Here is a 21,199-nt window from a genome sequence, read left to right on the forward strand (position 1 = left end):
GTTGTAGGTTAGTTTTTCAATGTAGTCATTTAATTGGTTTGTTCTTTTGTTGTACCATTTTTGTAGTCTTTTTTCTAGTTTTTTCCATCGCCTGCTTCCTTTCCTGCATTTAGACATTAATTTATTGACGTGTTTGATCATTTGGTTGTCATGATCAACATCAAAGAATTCTTTTTGTCTTTCACTTGTGACTAGCCATCCATTTTTGTTGGAATTGATATCACATCCAATGTATTCTTCTGTTAATGGCAGTTGTTCTGGTACATCAGTTTCAATGTTGAATGCTGCATAGTGGTTTAAACCATCATAATATACTGTAATGTTGTTGAATTTTGTGTTGGGACTGTTTAATAAATCCAGGTATTCTATGCTTGTGCTGAAGGTTACTTTTCCGTGTTTTCTTAAAGTTAGTGTGTTGTTTTCTACCGGCCTTTTGTCTTTTCGGATGGTTTGTCTGAAGCTAGGTCGTGTTTTCTTTTTAGAGTGAAATTTTGGAGTATTATGCCTTTTGCTTTTAAAATTGTTTTTAAAAGCTTTATGCAAATCATCACGTGCCTGTTGAAGACTGGTGGACTCTGTTTCCTCCAAGTAAGGCAATTCTTTTTTAGATTCGTTTAAAAATTGATTTAACTCATTTTTAGTTGGAATTTTATTAGAATCACCATATTTGGCTTTATATTTATTTAAAAGTTCATTATTAGAATCACCATATTTGGCTTTATATTTATTTAAAAGTTCATTATGGGTTTTACGAGTGCAACCATAGTTTTGTTTAAACATGACTTCTTGTTCGGGGGTTAAATGAAGCTTAACAACCACACCTCGAATATATTCGCCCATAAATCTCATTCCTCCAGTCCAATATATATAATATTTTTATTTCATTATCTAAAAAAAATGGAAAACATCTACTCTTTTTTAAAACAACAATTAAAATCACATTTAATTGAATAATATATCATTTATAATTACCCCTATATAAAAAATGAGAGAGAGCATTTGAAAAGTAATCGAATAACGAACTCAGAGCAATTTTTCAAACCCAAAACAATTTTTCATAATCAAAGCAATTATTAAAAATCCATAAAAAAAAGTATACTGAATAAAAATTCATGACCTAAAAAATCCACCAAAAAACACAAATAAAAAATAAACGCAAAAAATTAATTAAAAAAGATAGTACACCCAATAGTGCAATTCATCCATGACCTTGAAGAGGTCATGGTATTCTTGCATCATTTAGATAAAATTTATAAATGTATTATTGTTTTTCGTTTTGTTTTTTAGTTTCACATATTTTTTGAAATTTTCGTTTTTGAATTTTCAAAAAATTAGATTAATACTTTTCATATACTTTTTTATTACAAAATCAAAATTTGAAGAAATCACCATTTTTCAACCACTCGATGTATATGTATTACCTCACTTTCAACATTTCTCCTGAAACTCCCAAATTGTCCGAATTTTATATATAAAGAAAACGTATATTTTATGTAATAATATACGTAAATAATGAAAAGATACGAAGTCTTTATATACTAAAAAAATAAATAGTATAACAAGGGTTTGAGTAAAGAAATTTAGGAGGCAAAAAGCTTATGATCGAAGTCAATGAGCTAAACGACTACCTAGATGAATACTTGGAAGAAAAGCAAGAGGTAAAAAACTTAACTAAGGAAACAATCGAAAAACAAACATTCAACATATCCAAATTCATAGAATATTTGGAATCAAACGGAATAGACGAATTAAATGATAAAAATGTCAAAAAACAATTAAGACATTACCGTAGACACTGCCTGAAGCAGAGAGGAAACAAAAGGACCACTGTAAAAACCTATATGATGAACATTCTGGAATTCATCAACTCAGAGGATGTTCAGGAAGAAATCCAGCATGAAACCATCAAAATGAAGGATATCATTGAAGTAAAGGCAGAAGATCCTGAAACAGCTAAAAAAAGAATTGAAAAAATCTCTCTAACATGGCAGCAATCCAATTTCTTTTTAGATACTATCAAACAAAGCGGTAACATTAGAGATTACGCGATTTGCAGGACATTTATTGATTCCGGAATGAGGCTAAAGGAACTGGTCCTCTTAAACAAAACTGATATTCAGGTTCCCTTAAACGATGACGGATTTTACATAATGCCTGAAGACACCAGCGAATTCATTGATGTTTATTTGCGTGCAGAAACAACCAAAGGTGAGCTGAAGGACCGTACTACATTCATAACCTATGATACTCTTGAAAGTTTGAATGAAATGATGAGGGAACGTACCACAAAACTTAGGAAAAATACAAATGGAGTATATAGGCCTATTATTCAGCGAAAAAAGGCTGATGAAGAAAGGGTACGTGAAGAACTCTTTACTAATATCAAAGGGAAACGTATAGGAAAACGTGCAGTTCAGGACATCATCAAAAAGTATGCCCGTGAATGTGATGAGAGAATCAGCACCCAAGGATTTGACTGTCCGATAAACTACACCAAAAATGTCAGTGTTCACATTCTAAGACACACAGCGTTGTCCCATTATGCCGAAATACTTACCGTTGCAGAGGTACAGTCAATTGCAGGCCATTCCAACTCCCAAACAACAGACAAATATATTCACATTGACCGTGAACAAATGAAACATAAACTAAAGGTAAATTCCAATAGATTCCTATAAAAAATTTTTTACACTCAATACTGAATTAATCGAATTTAAATACTACATTAATCTAATATATTATTGAAACAATTTGATTAATGATATCTATGAATTTAAAGAAAAAAATTTTTGTATTGAGTATTTTCATTATTTTTATTTCAATATGTGGAATTTATTCTATGAATAATCCACAAAATACCGATGCATTGCCCCTTATTTTAAATGAAACTGATGAATCAGGCTGTTGTTCAGTTGTTTTACAACTTGATGGAAATGACACAATCATGTCTTACAGGCGTGATGCGAATCTGACTGCAGATATTTACATTGAACAGGTTGACTGGCATGGTCATCCTGCTATCAAACAGTATAAAACCGAGAACGGCTATTTTAACCATGTTATTGTAACTAACGATGGTTGGATAGTAGGATTAGGCGGCATAGATGACGGTGAAGATAATGAAAGATGTGAAAAAATTGCCTCTGAAATGATTTCAGACGACAATAGCATATCACAATACGCTTTGCAGCAAATTCAGGATATCAAAAAGCCATACAAGAAAGGACATATCATTATCAAGGCACCTAATGGAAATTATGGTTTTGCCACTGACGAGAAGATAAAAACAGGAAAGCTCAATCCTGGAGAGTATATTTCCATGCCAAACAAGTATGAGTTTTCCAGAAAAGGCAATGTTACTTTAAATTCAAGTGATAAAATCAGAACAATGGTTGAATTGGCTCAATCTGATTTATATGGTCTTAACAGACGTGATGTCTTTGTTTATGATTTCCATATTAATGAAAACGGAAATACTACTGATATCTTCCTTTCAAATGATGACGGATCACGTGCAGATTCTGATACTAAAGACAGCTATGACGATGTTTTATTCAATAATACAAAATATGAAGGTTCTAAGCTTCCTTTAGGTCCTAATTATGAGCAGATTGGATCTGTTACCTATGAACATCAAAACTCCAATTTTGAGAATTTATTAATATTGTTGCTCATTGTAGGATTTGTTGTTTTCGTCGGAATATTATTCTTCATAGTATTGAAATTAGTGAGATCTGTTAAACGCAATATTCGGCGCTGAAATTTATTAAATTTCATGAAATTTATTAAAAAATAACAAAATTTGAAGAAAATATCATATTTCAATAACTTGATATATATGGAGCTATTGATTTATGTCATTTTCTCAATATTACTTGAGTAGTAGTGGTAAAATAAGTATAACTACTACTTTCTGTAAATATGGATAATATATATTTATATATTTTCTGTATATATGGAAATAATGAAATATGGAAAATACCTATAATACTACTTTCCGTATAATAGGTAATTATATATTACTACTATTTATAGATAATATAGATAAATACCTACTATAACTATTTTTATATATTCCACTATTAGTATATATTTAAGGATAATATACGGAAATACTATTCCGACTATGGTAATATTACACTAACAAGAATTTTAGTAAAAATAATCCAAAATATCACTTTATTTTAAAAATAGAACACAATTATTGATTTATAAAATAATCAAAAGAATAATTAAATCAAACATATAAAATTACAAAGTATTATAATAAATTTGAATATATAAGATTCTCTAATCCCTTTTTGATAATGAAATTTATTAAATTTTATAAAATTTATTAATTTTTTTAAAATTCAGCTTTGGTACAAAGATCTTCATTTTTCAAAACATGCAAATAATTATAGCGCCATCTATATGTCTCAGTTGATATTTGGTAATTTCATTAAAAAAGTTAATTTCGAACAGCATGCCTGACAGAAATCATGCTTTTACAATATCTTTCAAATCATTTTCCACTTTTTTATTGCTGTGTAAGGTTCCCAGAAAGATTCTAGAAATTTGGCACCTGCTAAGATTAAAAAATAAATAATGTTTTAGGGGTTTTTTGTTTTAAAAAAAGTCAGATGTGAAATGAGAATGCTGAAGTTAATTTCAATTAATGATGAAAAATAAGCTCAAAATCCCAACAGTATCTTTATTCCAATCAGAATGAGAATGACACCACCAATGATTTGGAATTTGTCCCCAACATAGTTTCCAAGTTTCTTTCCTATGAATATGCCTGCAATGCTGAAGGCGAATGCCACAATACCAATGATTGCAGAGGATATCAATATAGGATCTTTTAAAAGTGCAATTGTTATTCCAACTGCAAATGCATCAATGCTTGTCGCTATTGCAAGAAGAGTGACTTCCCTGAATGAGAAATGATCTGTTATTTCCTCATCATCTCCTGTGAGGCTTTCACGAATCATGTTCAATCCGATGGCAAGAAGAAGTATGAATCCTATTATAGGTGCAAGTGATTCCACAATGCTTGCAATCACGTTGCCGCAGAAAAATCCTAAAATAGGCATCAATGCCTGAAATCCGCCAAAAAACAGTCCATAATATACAATCTGTGAATTTGTCAATTGCTTTTGCGTAAATCCCTTGGTCATAGATACGCTGAATGCATCCATTGCAAGGGCAACAGCAACTAGAAATGTAGAAATCAGATTGAAAGACATTGACTAATGATTTGTAGATTATTTTATATATAATTATTTCTTAATGGAGGAGAATAGGTGGGATAAAATCCCACCTACTCTTTCGCACGATCGGTTGCAGGAAATATCAGTTAAGTTATTTCCCAATTAAATTATTGTGCATACTCCATATTTAAAATAAGCAGTTTTAAATCCTTACAATTTTATATAGTCAAGGCAATATTATGAACTCAGACAATAGGTTTGAAAGCATCTTATTTAATTCAGTCATATGACTTTCATAAAAATCATGTATTGCAAATGGACAATCCTTTAAAATCTAAGACTAAAATCAAAATGTTTCAAAAACAATATTAGACCCAATTATAATTTTTATAAATCGGATTTTGTTAATTATTTATATAATTTAAATTAAAACAATAAACATGAAAGACTTATTTGATGTATGCAAATTCGGGGATTTGACACTCAACAGTAGAATCGTCAGAACAGGACTTTGGGAATCCCAACGGGAAAAATCAGGAAACATGACTCCTGAAATATATAACAGATATGAAAATATAGCTGCAAGCGGTGTTGGCTTGATTATCAGTGAGTTATTCTCACTTTATCCAAGGGATGTATTTTCAAAGTATTCAAATACCGTGAATTACTCCCGTTTTGTGCGTGAAGCCCGTGACCTGACTGACCTTGTTCATCTTTATGATGTTCCGATTTTTGCTCAGCTTGGTATGGTGCAGTTCAACAAGAAAACAGAACAGAACATCAAGATTGAGGATGTAAGCATTGATGATATGCGAAAGATTCAGGCTGACATGATTATGGCTGCTCAAAAGTTCGATTACGGCGGATATGACGGAATCCAACTGGGTCTTGGAAACTACTATTTTTTAGCAAGATTCATCAACCCCACTTTCAACAGCCGTGAAGACAAGTACGGCGGAAGCACCCTAAACCGCCTGAGAATAGTTCTGGAAATTATCAAGGTCATAAAGAAAACAACAAAGCTTCATGTAAACTGCCGTCTGAATGCATTTGACGGCACCACCAACGGAATGACCCTGGATGAAACCATCAATGTATGTCAATTGCTTGAAAAGCATGGTGCAGACAGCCTTCAGATTACCCGTCCACGTTCCCCACAGTTTTTCACACGTGAAAACAGGGATAAAAACCCATTGATTGATGCAACTCAGGAAATAATCAAAAGGGTTGACATTCCGGTCATCCTTGGGGGAGGGGCAACCAGCCAAAACCAGATAAATGATATACTAAACGCTACAGACATTGATTACATATCCATGCAGAGGCCGTTTGTCCAGGATCCAAGTTTTCTTGTGGACTGGCAGATTGAAGGAAATGGCGAAAGCTTCTGCAAGACATGCAACAACTGCTACTGGAAAAAGACAAGCACATGCCATATCAGGCCATGCAAAATCAGGCCCTAGTCATTGCGGTATGTCCTGAACTTGTCCAGAAAGTGATTCAGTTCCTCTTCTATCTGATAAAGCGAAACTATAGGCTTGTGATTAAGGAGTGTTGTGAGGGCTATCAATAACGGAATTGCCTCACCGACATTCACATTCACAAATTCCAAATCCTGATAGCTGATTTTGAAGTTCTCATTCAAGTGCTCATCAATTCTAAGTCCCGGAGGGATGAAGTTAATCTCCTCTTTTTCTATAAGTTCCTCCAAATCTTTTGTGCCTTCCAGGATATCGTCAAAATCAATTTTATCCTTGCTTAAAAGAGGATTTAAAAAATCAAAATGAATGTCATAGTCATATTTGGAATGCTCCCTGAAATATTCGTTCACCATCAGATAATTGATATACAGCTCATGGTTAAGGATAGAATATTTCCTGTTGTTGACTATGAATTCCATGTTTAGATATTAGTAAAAAAAAGTATAAAAAACTAGTTATTGGATAACTAGTCTTCCTGTGGTGTATATTTTCTGATTGCAATTTTCTTGAATTCCCTGATGAACAGCTTTGCCCATAGGTATCCCACTGTTCCTCCGACAAAACAGCCTGTAATTACACCTGCATATATTCCAACCACGCCCCATCCGAAGATAAAGCAGAATATATATGCAAATACACTCTCAAGAATCAGTGATCTCAGAAGAGTAATCAAAAGGGAGTAGATTCCTTTACCGACACCCTGAAACATCATGGATGACATTATACCATGAGGTATTGCAACAACGAACAGTGTCAATACTGATATTGCCCTTGCAATTTGAGGGGCAAGGCTTGAGCTTGCTGAGGTGTATGCAAACATCGCTGCGATTTGAGGTGAGAATATGTATATTAGAATGCCCAAAGCGATTGATACTACAAAACCGATTTTAATGGAATATGAATGAGCGGTCTGCAGGTTTTTGTAATTGTGTGCACCATATGCTACGCCCGCTACAGTAAGTACCGCTGTTCCGATACCTATCAAAGGAATCATGGACAATTGTACAATTCTCATTGATGCGGTATATACAGCTACGGCTGTTGTTCCGTCAGCCATTACAAGCATTGAGTTGATGATAATTGCCAAAGCTGAAAATACGATGTTTTCCAAAGTTGAAGGAATTGCAACCTGAAGTGTATCCAACATTATATATGACTGATAATCGAAGTTTTTGAATGACAAGTCAAGGTAGAGGTCCCTTTTACCCCAAATCCAATAGCTCATCACTACACATGACATTGATGCTGATATGACTGTTGCCCATGCAGCACCTGCTATGCCGAAGTTAAGGATATAAATAAAGACAGGATCCAGAATGATGTTCAATATTGCTGTTACCGCAATAGCTATTGTAGCCCTTCTCATGTCTCCTTCTGACCTGAAGATTGCTGAAGCCACACCTGAATATACGAATATGAAGAGGAATCCGAAGATGATGTAGCTGTAGTCCAATGCATATTGGATTGTGTTTCCTGCACCCATGAACTGAAGGATGGGCACCATGAACACTTCAATGAGCACGGTAAATATCACGGACACTATCACTGACAATACGATAGCATGCAATGCTGCATTGTTTGCCTGCTTGTAGTTTTTAGCTCCGATATACCTTGCAATCAAGGAGTTTGCACCTGCACCTATACCGTTTCCCAGTCCTACCAATACCATAAACAGCGGTGTGATGAAACCGATTGCCGCCAATGCATCTGCACCGAGTCCTGCTACCCAAATACTGTCTGCAATATTATAAAGCATGATAAGCAGCATGGAAAGCATCATAGGCAGAGCCAATTTAATAATAGCCTTTTTAGGGTCTCCTGTAATCATTTCAATATTTTTGCTTTTTTCTTTTGCCATTTTAATCCTCTTTTTCGTTTAACTCCATTGTCTTAATAGCAATTTCCTTTAAAACCAATTGCAATAATTCCTTGTCAACATAACCTTTTTCCTTTATGACTTCATCTTCCCAATCCTTAAGGACTTTGATTGCCTCTGATAAGGTTGTTCTACCTTTTGGTGATAGTGAAACCTTATTCTGTCTTCGATTGTTTTCATCAATGGTTCTTATGACAAAACCGTTGTCCTCCAATTTTTTGATGGACCTTGCAACGGCTCCCTTGTTTATATTGCATCTAGATGCAATCTTTTCCTGGTTGAGGTTTTCATGATGGGATATTTCAAAGAGAAGATGCAATTGGGTTTCATTGATTCCCAAATCGCCCAATCTGTGATTCATATAGATTGAGTGACCCCTTGCGATTATTGCAATCAGATTGCTGATTGGAATTGATGAACAGTCAATGTTTTGAAATTCTTTTAGAGACATATGATCTACTCTAAAAATGAATCCAAGTTAAAGTCGTCCTTTTTGACCTGCTTTGTGGTCAGTCCTAATGTCTTGATTGGCTTTACTGAGTACTTTTCGACCTGCTTGAATGACTTGTCGAAATCACTGGTTGCTGCGGTCATGAAGAACTTTACGTTATTGAGTTTTCCCTCATTATGCTTTAAATATGAAAGGGTAGGTGTTGCCACCTTTCCTGCCCAGACCGGCGCTCCGATATATACCATATCATAGTCTGCAGGATTGAATTTCTGCTCTTCAAGGTCGATGATCTTTTCGGATATCGCATGTTTTCCTCCGCGTGCATATCCCATTTTTCCCTGATAGTTCACTTTTGGAATGATTTCTTCAATATCTGCGTTAACGTTACTTGCGATAGATTCTGCAAGCTTTTTTGTTGTATTTGTTCTTGAATAATATACGACTAATGATTTCATAACATATTATTAATATCTTCTACTATATAAACTGTTGCATTGACAACTATTGACATTGCAACAATTAAAAAATGAATAAAAAAAAGAAATGGAAATTAGTGTTTGAAAAAGTTTGACCATTTAACCTTATGCCTGGTATCCATAACCTCTTCATCGTAGGTTTTGGTTTTGTTAATTCCATATTCCTTTTCCACAATTTTCTTTTTCTGAGTAATGTCAAGAGAAGTGTCTTTAATCTTATTGAGATATGATAAGTCCTTGTCGACTTTTTCAATCTTTTGTTCAAGCTCGGCCTTTTCCTTATTGGCTTCCTCAATTTTCTTTTCCACAATTAGAACACCTGACTCAGATACGACATCCCTCATATCAAAGAACATTTCAATGGCTTCACCCACTTCTATGCCATTTTCCTTTAAAATCTCAACTTTTTGAGCCTGTTCGTCTGTTAATTCGATTTCCATTTTCATAATAAATTCCCCAAATATAATTGTTAATATATATTAATTTTTACATTTAAATTATTTTCTAAATTTCAAACCCATCTTAAATGCATCGCCGATTTTTTCACCAAGCCTGAAGTAGGAATGTGTCATGTCATCATATGCAATTGGATTGACCTTTTCGAAAATGATTCTGCCCTTTTCATCCACAATGTCCTCTTCAGCCTGGACATTGACAATCTCACCGGTAATCTGTGTGTGGGAGCCCACCTCTGCAATGTGCATTACCCTGCATTCCAGGGAAAGCTTGAACTCATTGATCAATGGAGCATTGACCTTTTTGGCCTTCTCGTGGGTGAAGCCTATTTTTGACAGCTTGTCTTGCCTATAACCTGACTCGATGCCCAGATAATCCACTTCACAAACCTGTTCAACGCTTCCAAAAGCAAGACAGAACTCCCCTGAATGCAGGATGCTCTTGAGTGTTTTCCTTTTAAGTGTAGAGTTGATTGCAATCATGACCGCCGGAGGGTGATGGGAACACATTGTCGCAAAGGCAAGAGTGCATGCATCTGCATTTCCATCCTCATCATATGCGCTTGCAACAACCGCCGGAGCCGGATACATCATGGTATGATTTTTAACATTTACTTTCATGATTATATATTATAAAATCATATAATATAAATATGGAAAAACTAAAAGTAGCCAAAACAATTTCAACATTCACTAATCCGCCGATCATCTGCATTCCACTATTTCTGATAATCTGTGCAGCATTATCATTTACACCGAGCGGATTTGATTTTGGCAAGTTCATTGTTTTAGAAGTCATTTCATTTGTGTTCGCATCCATTTTGCCTATGGCAATCATTCTTTTTTGGGCAAAGAAGCTGAATACCGACAGCGACATTTCCAACCGCTCAGACAGGTACATGCCTTTGATTGTGGGAATCGTATCATATTTCATCGGATTTCTAATCTGCTATATCTTTAAATTGGACAACTTCCTGACATGTCTGCTTCTGTGCTATTCTATAAACACCGGAGTCGTTTTGCTATTTACAACAAAATGGAAAATAAGCGTGCATACGACCGGATTGTCAGGTCCTGTCGCAGCATTGATACTGTTGCTGGGTCCTTTCGGAGCCCTTTTCGGCTTGATATATCCAGTTCTGATCTGGTCAAGGGTGCTTCTTGAAAAGCATACGTTGTCCCAGGCCATCAGCGGAGGCGTTCAGGGATTCTTTTTAACAGTGCTTGAGATGTATCTATTCATGAACCTTCTTGGCTTGCCTGTCATGAATCTGGTAAGTCTTTATGATTCAATACTATACATATTGGCAATTATACTAACACCGATATTGTTGGGCTTGTTGAGCTATATAAAAACAGATTATCCTCTAAAAATATTCATCATTGGAGAAATCCTTTTACTGATATTGTTCTTTGTACTGACACCGTCAAGCGTATTTCTGATATTTTTCCTTACCAGCCTGACATCAATACTTATCAGCATCTATGCCGGTGATGATTTCATATGGTACAGGATCATATCCGGTCAGTCATTCAATACCCTGTAATTTAAAATGAAGTCCTTATCTAATGGATAGTAATCAATCAACTCCAACTTTACTGATTCATCCATTGTATTAAATCCATCGCCATCGAAAAATGTCTTTGCATCAGCACCGCCAACTACCATTGGCGCAACACAAATGCTGATTTCATCAATCAGTCCGGCCTTTATCATGGAAAAATTAAGTGTGGCTCCACCCTCAAGCATAAGTTTCCCGATGCCTTCCTCATGCAGATAGTTCATCAGAGCCTTCAAGTCCACGCGCTTGTCGCCTGAAAAGAAGAACTTCACTCCGCGCTTTTTCAGTTCATTGTAGGTTTCGCTTTTCATGAACTCTTCCTTATATTCATTGGCTCCTGCAATAATGGTCTTTGCATCATTGTTTGTAATTCTTGCATCGGCAGGGGTTCTGCATTTGCTGTCTACAACAACCCTTACGGGATTGTCTTCGGGCTTTGCATCAATCTTATGTACAGTAAGCCTAGGGTCATCGGCAAGAACCGTTCCTATACCGACCATTATGCCGTCACATTCCTTTCTGATTTCATGCACCCTTTCAAGGTCCTTCTTGCCGGAAATGTTTGAGCTTCCTGTAGCAGTTGCGATTTTACCGTCCAATGTCATTGCTGCATTCAGTATAACATAAGGCCTCATGATTTCACCTATATATGATAGAACATCTCTTTTATATGCAAAAAGTTCATCAATGTCTTATTTTCAAGCATTCCAGGCATTGTCAGGGCAACGATAATTCCAATAACTCCAAATACAAGACCTATACCCCAAATTATTTTCACAGCATCCTTTTCAGCAATCGGTCTTCTTAAAACCAGTCTTATAAGTGACTTGAAGCCCTGTTCAGGACGTACAAGTTTTCCCTCATCATTTAGCTGTGTCGGCTTTTGCTGCTGTCTGTTCATTACGCCTGCAGAGTAGAATTTCAAGGCTGCGTCAATGATATTCGGCATCATGATGATGAATGCAATCAGCTTTACACGACCGATGAATGCGATACAGACAATGGCTGCCCCAATAATAAGTGTACCGGTATCTCCCGGAAAGATCTTGGCAGGATATCTGTTGAAGTACAGAAATGCAATCAATGCACCAAGCATACTCATTGAAATGATTGTTACGTCATATTTGCCCAGTATTATACATGCTATTGTAAGTGAAGCCATTGAAATGACTCCCAAACCTGATTCGATACCGTTCAAGCCTGCCAGCATGTTTGTCAAATTGGCACCGATGGACAATGCAATAGGAATGGTAATCAGATACAACAGACCTACATTAGGCGGTGCAGCCCAGATCAATGGAAGGCCTGCCAAAAAGAGAAGGAAGAATTTTTCCTTTGAGGATAGGGCAAGCAAATCATCTGCAATTCCTATGATTCCAACAAGAAGAATTACAACAAGAACAATTACCAATGGGAATGTCAATATGTCATGCATATATATTCCGGAAAACATTCCAATGATAAATCCAAAGAGAATTCCAAATCCTCCCATTTCAGCAACAACGGGTCTCCAGGACTTGTGTATGTCTTTTCCGACAATGTCAGCAGCTTCAAGTTTGGCAATAATCCTCGGCATATATCTTATTACTAATTAAAATAATTAATCATACGGATTACTTTTTATTTAGGATATAATAGACACTTCTTATGGGCATATCCAGTTTATCCGCAATTTCCTTTGCAGACCATCCCTCGCTTTTCAATCGTTTTATCTCTGAATGGTCATGTTTTCTTTTCCTGTTATCAAAATTAGCTTTGCCCTTCTTAAGCAGATAATAGACACGGTTGAGAGAAATGTCAAGCTTTTGTGAAATCTGCCTTGCAGTCATTCCTTCATTTGAAAGCTTCACCACATAAAACTCGATTCCATTGCTTTTAGACTTAGCACCCCATTCGTACTTTTTTTTAACATTAATGCCCACTTCCTTTAGGGCATCAATATAGGTTTGTGATGTTCTATCATAGACGCTGGGAGCGCAGGTTATCTCTTCAAGGTCCGGATACTCGTCAATCAAATCCACAATCATGGAAGAGGACAGCGCCTTTGTAATATGAATAGATGTGACTTTCTTATCCATATTATCACTTCTTGATTAATTCCAGGAACTTTTTGGATTTGTCGGTTTTCGGATTTTTAATCTGGTCGATATGCTTGATTTCCTTTTTGATTCTTGATTCATTGATGTTGAATGCATAGCTGATGGTTTCAAGGTCAATGTCTGAATTCTGATTGATTAATGCTGCACCCAATGCAACATGGTTGAATTTGAATTTTGAATTGTGCATTTCCTTTTCAAACTTGAATTTCTCATATAAAAGCAGATCCATTTTAGGAATATTGATGATTCTGATGTCCGTAAATTCCTTGAGGATTTCAATGACCTCTTCGTAGGTTGTCTGGAATACCCTTCTCTGTTCACGGTCCAGCTCAACGCGTATGTATGGAAACGGTCCCAAGTTGATTTTACGCGCATTGTTTGAGGTTGTAAAGTAATATCTGAATATGTCCCAAATGATTAATGTGTATGCGATGTTCTTGAATATATTCCTGTAGATGTTTTCCCTGACCTTGATATCCCTTTTAAGAGACCTTGTCATGTTGCAGTACCTGTCGATATAGTTAAGGCTTCTGAATCTCTTTTCGATTTGAGCCTTTCTCCATGCCTCAATCGCATCCTGGTCATATTTGTCGATGAAATCAGGTTTTTGATTTTCAAATTCGTCAAGGATTTCATCATACTTGTTAATCCTTTTAAAATCGGTCAGATTGCGCTTCAATATGTCATCCTTAATTTCAGAGATTATCTCATCGGCATAGCCAACATAAGCCAGTGCCAGTGCTTTTCTAGCATTCTGGTCATCTATGATTGCAGGTTTTGTCTTGTTAAACCTCAGGCGCTCTATGCGCACATTGGCGCCATAGCGTTTTCTGACTTCCTCTTCATAGTTGTCAATATATTCGGAGTCCAAAGTGATAGTTTTGCGAATCAGACGGTTGTTTTCATCCTTGAATTTGATTGTAGGAGATATTGTCTTGACGACACCCCTCCTTTCCTGTTTCAGGATATTTAAAACCTGCTTGAATGATTCCCTTGAATATTGTGAGAGTTCATTCATCAGGACCATATAATTTCCGGACAGAGGCAGATATGGTATTATCTCAAGGCGATGTGTCAGTTCCCTGCTTACCTTGAATGAAAAGGATGTGCTTTTGCAGGTGCACTGACCGTCCATATCCTTAAACTCATTCATGGCATATTTCTTATAGCATGAATTGCACTTCACATATCCGAACTGCTCAAGGTTTCCAAGGGCAATCTTATGTGAGTCTATTGCTGACTTTACACGGTCTAAAATGTTCTTTTTGGCATTTGCCGATGTTATGAATATCTGGTTATGGCGACTGGTTTCCCTTATCTCATCTGCAGCCACCTCCGATACGGTTTTTGTCCCATATCTATTGACGGATACAAAAGGGGTGGTGTACCCCTGTACATCCATGTCATCCTTAAGTTTCTGCAAATGGTCTAGTCTGCTGTCTAGCTTGAAGTAAAGATCCTTGAAAACTTCAAAATCCTCAATATTCTCAAGGCTAATAGGATCATTTGAAATTTCCTCCAGGAAGGTCTCGGCCTTGTTTACTAGAGCAGACTCTTGCATTTTAATCTATCTATTGAATTCTTTCACCGACTTCAGCATTTTCATCCGGACTGAGCAATGCTCCTGATGCGCCTGTGGCCAGAATCATACCTTCGGATAGGGTTCCAAAAAGCTTTGCAGGCTGGAGATTTGCAACCACACAGACCTTTCTTCCAATCAAATCTTCAGCATCATAGAATTTGGCCAGGCCCGCAACAATCTGTCTAGGCTTTTCCTCACCCAAGTCGACCTGCAGCTTAAGCAGCTTGTCTGACTTTTCAATCTTTTCCGCTTCTTTTACTTCGCCTATCTTTATTACAAATTCATCAAATTGATCTATTGTCACTAAATCACTCATATTATCATCTTCACTGTCTTTTAAGTTTTCTTTAAGTTTTGCCTTTTGGGCTTCAATTTCCTTGTCTTCAATCTTTTTGAAAAGAGGTTTTGCCTTTCTGATTTCATGGCCTGCAGGAAGGGAAAGCTTTGCATCCTCCCATTTGTCAAGTGAACCTAAATTCATTATTTCAGCAATCCTATCGGCTTTTGATGGAAGGAAGGGTTTTAGGGTGTAAGCTAAAGTTTTAGCCAATTGATTAGATAAGTATAAACAGTTTGCCGCCTTTTGAGGATCTTCCTTTATTGCCTTCCATGGTTCTGCATCATTGAAGTATTTGTTACCCTTTTTGGCCACCTTGAATATTTCAAGAAGGGCTTCCCTGAACTCATAGTCTGCTATGTATGCGCCAGCCCTGTCAGGCAGCTCTTCGATTGCATTTCTGAATTCCTCATCTTCAGCTGTCGGATCTGCGTATTCAGGAATTTTGCTGTCGAACTGCTTTTTGGTGAATACGAATGTCCTGTGAAGGAAGTTTCCGATGACGTCGGCAAGCTCATCGTTGTTTCTTCTCTGGAAGTCATCCCATGAGAAGTCTGAATCCCTGTTGAGGGGAGCGTTTATTGTCAGGTAGTATCTGAGCAAGTCAGGCTCATAGTCCTTTACGAAATCAGCTATCCATATTACCCAGTTTTTGCTGGTTGACATCTTTTCTCCTTCAAGTGAAAGGAATTCTCCTGCATATATCATGTCAGGCAGCTTGCATCCGTATGCCTTCAAAAGTCCCGGCCAGAATATTGAATGGTGGTAGATGATGTCCTTTCCTATGAAGTGGACAACATAATCGTTCCAGTACTCTTCCCATTTCTTTCCGGATACCTTTGACCATTGGCTTGCAGATGAGATGTATCCGAGGAATGCCTCAATCCATACATATAAAACCTTGCCTTTTGCCTCATCGAGAGGAACAGGTATTCCCCAGTCCATGTCACGGGTCAGAATCCAGTCGGTAAGGCCTTCATTAAGCCAGTTGGTAGCATAGTTTTTGACGTTTGCAGGCAGGTTGTCATTTGTTGAGATATATTCCTTAAGAGCATCCTCAAGCTCTGACAGCTTGAATGCATACTGGAAGGTGTCCTTTATTATAGGTGTGGTTCCGCAGGTAATGCAGTGAGGCTCGTCCAGCTCGGTCGGATTAAGTGCCTTTCCGCATTTCTCACAGTGGTCACCTCTTGCTTCGGAACCACAGACAGGACATAATCCTTCAACGTATCTGTCCGGAAGGAACTTGTTACAGTTCGGACAGTACAGCTGCTGGATGTCTTCCCTGTAGATGTATCCGTTGTCATATAATGATTTGAAGAAGTTTTGAGCCAGTTCGTAGTGGGCTTCATCTGTGGTTCTTGTAAAGTTGTCAAGGGATATGTTCATTGACTCGACGTCCTTTACAATCATATCATGGTATCTTTTTGAAATTTCAATCGGTTTTTTCTTTTCCTTGTCTGCCTTAACTGCAATTGGAGTTCCATGTTCATCGGTTGCACAGACCATCAGCACATCATTGCCGATCATCCTGTTGTATCTTGCATAGATATCCGCAGGAAGGTATGTTGAGCGGATATGGCCCAAATGACATGGTCCGTTTGCATAAGGAAGTGCGCATGAAATAAAAATCTTTGACATTTATCTAATCCCCTTATCTATTTTAAACATGATATAATTATGTTACTCCTATTTAATATAATTAATACTTTTTAAGCCATTATATGGGTATAATCAAAAAATTCCGAAAAAACAAGACACATGAAAAATCCATTAACATCAAACTCCAAATTTCAATCTAAACCTTATTTACATATTTTTCAAATTCATCCAATTTTAGTCATGGAAGGACAATTTGACTAAACTATTTAGTGGTTTCACTCTGAAATATTGAAAATTATTTTATATATTTATAATCATATATATTATATTATACATTTCAATTCAACTTAAAGGTGAGACGATGCAAGATAAAAAGAAATTTTTGTTAAGTATTCTGATTATATTATGTGTCTTAATTTCTTTATCTGCAGTTGCAGCCCAGGATTCATCGGATGCGGACATCCAAGAGTCTTCATCAGACATTTCAGACCCTGCTATTTCAGGGGTTTGTGATGACCAAGATGAACTGGGAAAAATGGCAGACAGTCCCTCTGCAACCTTAGGATATTCACATCAATATAATAATTCAGATGAAAGTTTAGAAAGTTCATCAGACTCAGACAAACTAGGAGACGGCGACATAAGTGTCTATGTTCCTACAAGTGAACCAGATACCCCGGAGATATATGTTACTATAAATGACCCGGGGGAAATACAAGTTGAGGTCTATATAGGGGATCCGCCAAATACATACACAGTAAGCGGCAACACATTCGAGGACATTCAAAATACCATCAATAGGGCAAGTAAATATGATAAAGTTGTCATACCTGCCGGCACATATGTAGGAAACGGCACCCCCATCGTAATCAGTAACCACATTACCCTGAAGGGAGAGGGCAATCCAACTCTTGATGCACAGAGCCTGTCCCAGATACTAATAGTTACAGACGGATATGGTCATGTAACAGTGGATGGAATTACTTTCATCAACGGTAATGCTCCAGGCAGTGAAGAGTACGGCGGAGCCATTGTTTGGGGAGGTTCTAATGGAAATATAAAAAACTGTAATTTTATAAACAATCACGCCGGCAAATATGGTGGCGCAATTGCATGCAAACACCATGATTGTGAGATTAATAACTGTAATTTCTACTACAACACCGCCAAGGAAATCGGTGCCGTCATTGCAGCTAATTACAATTTTAAAATAAAAAATTGCAATTTCACCGGCAATTCAGCAACTGATGGATCGATAGGAGCTGCCTATCTGGGCGGAGATAATTCCATTATTGAAAATTCATATTTTGCAAATAATACAGGTGAACTTGGTGGTGCCGTTGTTATTGAGGCATCAAATGGAAAAATTTTATCCACTACTTTTGAGAATAACATCGCCGAAAGCAGCGGCGGAGCAGTTGTATTGTTTTCAGAGGGAGCAAGTATTGAAGGATGCCATTTCAATAGTAATTCCGCTAAATACGCGGCAGCAATTCAGGCAAGCAGAAACAATATCAAAATATCCGGTTGTGACTTTACCGGCAATCGTGCCAGTAAAAATGGTGGAGCCATTTATGCAAACAAAAACAATATCGACATATCCGATTGTGACTTTACAGCTAATCGCGCCAGTGAATTTGGTGGAGCCATTATATTGTTGGGAGATAACAACAGATTATCAGATTCCTCATTTACCAATAACAGAGTTGAGGTACACGGCGGAGGGGCTGTTTACATGGACGGCACAAATCTCACCGTGATAAATTCAAATTTTGAAAACAATCATGCCAGGTATGCAGGGGCTCTTCGTTTGAGTGGAAATGATGGTAAACTGCTTGATTCCACTTTTATCAACAACAGCGCCAGCGGTTCTTGTGGTGCAGTATATCATTACTCTAGAAACGGTGCAATTGAAAATTCCTCTTTTGTCAATAATAGTGCATATGCCGCAGGAGCTGTCCAATTGGCCGGCAACAACACCATAGTTAGAGATTCCAACTTTACAAACAATCAAGCCATTCAATATGGTGGTGCCATCTTTGCAATGAATATCGATGGTATTATTGACAACTGTAATTTTGTAAAAAACACTGCCACAGCCCAAACAAGTTACGGCGGTGCCATATTGTGGGGTCGTGATAATATGGAATCAGACATATACCTCAATATAACAATAGTAAATTCATATTTCAGCAACAATCATGCCACTAAGGGTCACATCTTCATTGCAAATGTCATGGGATACCCACAAAATTACACTTGTTTAATCGACAATTGCAGATTTAATGATGATTATACCACTGAAATATCTGTCAGTTCCAACAGCGACCTCTCATTGAAATTTACAATTAAAGCATATTATAATTATCGTGACAATTCCATATGGATAGCTGATATCAGTTGTATTGGAACTGTATACTGTTATGCCGATGGCAGATATGATTCCTGGGGTTATCCTCCTAGCTTCTCCATTCCCATAAGTTCCCAACCGTATCTCAAAGTGGAAATCTACAACAATACCAATGATAAACTGATCAGTAATGCTAGCGTCCAAGCTGACAGCTGGGGATCTGCCACATATAGTTACGCAAGCCTTCCGAATGGAGAATATCGCTACAGGGTTTACAATTTGGGTGACGACGTCCTGCCGGGATTATCTGAAGGAAGCTTTGAAATTCATCGCACACCAACCAATTTAAGCATTACAGTTAGCAATGCAAACTATCCAGAAACCCCTATGGCAAACGTCACCGCAAGCTCTCCTGGAACATACACCATAGTCATTGATGGAAACACATACAGCGTTTCATTTTCACAAGACGAAATCAACAACGGCGGAGGACAAGCAAGCAAAATGGTGAACCTGGGCATTTTGGATGCAAGCAACGATTATGTTGCTACTGTCAGCTATGAAATGAATAACCAATATCTGGCTGCCAGCACCCAAACATCATTTAATGTATATCAGGGAGTTCCGGAAATAGACATTGCAGGAACAGAAAGTTATTACGGCCAGGATGCAGTATTAAATTACGCCATAACCGATGGAATAGTGGTTGGCTCAGTCGTTATCAAAAGGGGCAGCCAGACCTTGGTGGAAGGCACAAACTATACTGTCACAATTTCCGGAGGTAAAATCATCATCAGCGGACTTGCGGAAGGCAACTATACCGTGAACGTGGCAACAGCCGAAAACACAAATTATAACTCAAACTCCGATGGGGCAACACTCATCGTCAAACCTTTAGTTGATTTGGGCATTGGCGTGTCCGTCAACAATCAGACCCCATATTATGGAGATACCGTTGCCTACACTATTACAGTCAGCAACAACGGTCCAAGTGCAGCTACAGATGCAATCATTTCATTCACAGTTCCTAACGGCATGAACGTGAGCTCTCCGGATGCAAGTTATATGGGAAACGGAGTCTGGAACATTTCAAGAATTGCTTCCGGCAGTGAAAATACAGTGACATTATATGCTACAGCAAACAGCAAAGAGACATTGACTGCTACAGTAAGCGTTACATCCAGGGAAGATGAAAGCAATGGTGAAGACAACAGCATGGACATTTCAATCAATCCTGTTGAAATTTCAGACATTCATGTTAGCGGAAACATTGCCTTTGACGGAAACACCCTTAAGGTTGGTGACGAATTGACATGCACTATCACTGTGGCCAACAGAGGCCCATGCGATGCCCTGAACGTTACAATCACCGATGAGTTTGATTCCAGCTTATTGAACCTGATCGGAGCCACCCTTGATGGAACAATCATCAATTATGACGAAGGCTACACCATAGATTCCATTGCAAACGGCAGTTCATGCATCATCGTCCTGACCTTTAAAGTCATCAGCAACGGCACTATTGAAAACACCTTAAAAGCCGAAAGCGACATGGTGGATCCTAACGAATCAAACAATGAAGCCCAATGCGACTCTGTCATTGCAATTCCTTCAATTGACTTAATCATTAACGCAAACGTTGACAACTCAACTCCACATTACGCAGACACAGTCACATATACAATCACAGTCAGCAACAACGGCCCAAGCGCTGCAACCGACATTACCGTGACAGC

At 37.4% G+C, this 21,199-nt stretch carries 18 protein-coding genes; 5 read left to right on the top strand and 13 right to left on the bottom strand.

Annotated features, from left to right (window positions below; all coding sequences use genetic code 11):
• On the bottom strand, positions 1-840 hold an 840-nt coding region (locus QZN27_RS06100; RefSeq protein WP_296785065.1), incomplete at its 3' end, for a transposase.
• A gap of 758 nt (positions 841-1,598) precedes the next feature.
• On the opposite strand from QZN27_RS06100, the gene QZN27_RS06105 reads away from it, so the two are divergent.
• Entirely contained in the window at positions 1,599-2,678 is a 1,080-nt protein-coding gene (locus QZN27_RS06105) for a tyrosine-type recombinase/integrase (RefSeq protein WP_296785096.1), read from the top strand.
• A 161-nt stretch (positions 2,679-2,839) separates the two neighbouring features.
• A complete protein-coding gene (locus tag QZN27_RS06110) occupies positions 2,840-3,760 on the top strand; it encodes a hypothetical protein (protein WP_296785103.1) in 921 nt (306 codons plus the stop codon).
• Positions 3,761-4,673: 913 nt separating this feature from the next.
• On the opposite strand, the gene QZN27_RS06115 is transcribed toward QZN27_RS06110, so the two are convergent.
• Entirely contained in the window at positions 4,674-5,228 is a 555-nt protein-coding gene (locus QZN27_RS06115; RefSeq protein WP_296785116.1) for a manganese efflux pump MntP family protein, read from the bottom strand.
• A gap of 404 nt (positions 5,229-5,632) precedes the next feature.
• Here QZN27_RS06115 and QZN27_RS06120 point away from each other — a divergent pair, with 404 nt between their 5' ends.
• On the top strand, positions 5,633-6,655 hold the full coding sequence (locus QZN27_RS06120) for a tRNA-dihydrouridine synthase (protein WP_296785125.1): 1,023 nt from the start codon (positions 5,633-5,635) through the stop codon (positions 6,653-6,655).
• On the opposite strand, the gene QZN27_RS06125 is transcribed toward QZN27_RS06120, so the two are convergent.
• The 6 genes from QZN27_RS06125 to QZN27_RS06150 form a co-directional block, all read right to left on the bottom strand.
• Entirely contained in the window at positions 6,652-7,092 is a 441-nt protein-coding gene (locus tag QZN27_RS06125; protein ID WP_296785136.1) for a hypothetical protein, read from the bottom strand. The genes QZN27_RS06120 and QZN27_RS06125 overlap by 4 nt on opposite strands.
• A gap of 47 nt (positions 7,093-7,139) precedes the next feature.
• Entirely contained in the window at positions 7,140-8,531 is a 1,392-nt protein-coding gene (locus QZN27_RS06130) for an MATE family efflux transporter (protein WP_296785137.1), read from the bottom strand.
• A gap of 1 nt (position 8,532) precedes the next feature.
• Complete coding sequence (locus tag QZN27_RS06135) at positions 8,533-9,000, bottom strand: MarR family winged helix-turn-helix transcriptional regulator (RefSeq protein ID WP_296785139.1); 468 nt, start codon at positions 8,998-9,000, stop codon at positions 8,533-8,535.
• 5 nt (positions 9,001-9,005) lie between these two features.
• Positions 9,006-9,455 (bottom strand): flavodoxin, encoded by a 450-nt coding sequence (locus tag QZN27_RS06140; RefSeq protein ID WP_296785144.1) that lies wholly within the window; start codon positions 9,453-9,455, stop codon positions 9,006-9,008.
• 95 nt (positions 9,456-9,550) lie between these two features.
• Positions 9,551-9,922: a hypothetical protein gene (locus QZN27_RS06145; protein WP_296785145.1), complete on the bottom strand. Its 372-nt coding sequence runs from the start codon at positions 9,920-9,922 to the stop codon at positions 9,551-9,553.
• Positions 9,923-9,973: 51 nt separating this feature from the next.
• Positions 9,974-10,552, bottom strand: coding sequence for a flavin reductase family protein (locus QZN27_RS06150; protein WP_296785148.1), 579 nt, complete (start codon positions 10,550-10,552; stop codon positions 9,974-9,976).
• A 32-nt stretch (positions 10,553-10,584) separates the two neighbouring features.
• On the opposite strand from QZN27_RS06150, the gene QZN27_RS06155 reads away from it, so the two are divergent.
• Entirely contained in the window at positions 10,585-11,478 is an 894-nt protein-coding gene (locus QZN27_RS06155; RefSeq protein WP_296785150.1) for a hypothetical protein, read from the top strand.
• Here the strand turns inward: QZN27_RS06155 and QZN27_RS06160 are convergent.
• The 5 genes from QZN27_RS06160 to metG are packed head-to-tail and all read right to left on the bottom strand — an operon-like array spanning position 11,457 to position 17,152.
• Positions 11,457-12,128, bottom strand: coding sequence for a 2,5-diamino-6-(ribosylamino)-4(3H)-pyrimidinone 5'-phosphate reductase (locus QZN27_RS06160; RefSeq protein ID WP_296785152.1), 672 nt, complete (start codon positions 12,126-12,128; stop codon positions 11,457-11,459). The genes QZN27_RS06155 and QZN27_RS06160 overlap by 22 nt on opposite strands.
• Positions 12,129-12,136: 8 nt before the next feature.
• Positions 12,137-13,069, bottom strand: a complete 933-nt coding sequence (locus QZN27_RS06165) for a glycosyltransferase 4 family protein (protein WP_296785155.1) — start codon at positions 13,067-13,069, stop codon at positions 12,137-12,139.
• Between the two features lie 37 nt (positions 13,070-13,106).
• A complete protein-coding gene (locus QZN27_RS06170) occupies positions 13,107-13,571 on the bottom strand; it encodes a hypothetical protein (protein ID WP_296785167.1) in 465 nt (154 codons plus the stop codon).
• Positions 13,572-13,575: 4 nt separating this feature from the next.
• Positions 13,576-15,153, bottom strand: a complete 1,578-nt coding sequence (locus QZN27_RS06175) for a DUF530 domain-containing protein (RefSeq protein ID WP_296785172.1) — start codon at positions 15,151-15,153, stop codon at positions 13,576-13,578.
• Positions 15,154-15,163: 10 nt separating this feature from the next.
• Entirely contained in the window at positions 15,164-17,152 is a 1,989-nt protein-coding gene (gene metG / locus QZN27_RS06180; protein ID WP_296785177.1) for a methionine--tRNA ligase, read from the bottom strand.
• Between the two features lie 322 nt (positions 17,153-17,474).
• Here metG and QZN27_RS06185 point away from each other — a divergent pair.
• Positions 17,475-21,199 (top strand): right-handed parallel beta-helix repeat-containing protein (locus QZN27_RS06185; protein ID WP_296785183.1); only part of this gene is annotated, 3,725 nt, incomplete at its 3' end.

It is taken from the genome of uncultured Methanobrevibacter sp. (genome assembly GCF_900316895.1).
Lineage (GTDB): Archaea > Methanobacteriota > Methanobacteria > Methanobacteriales > Methanobacteriaceae > Methanocatella.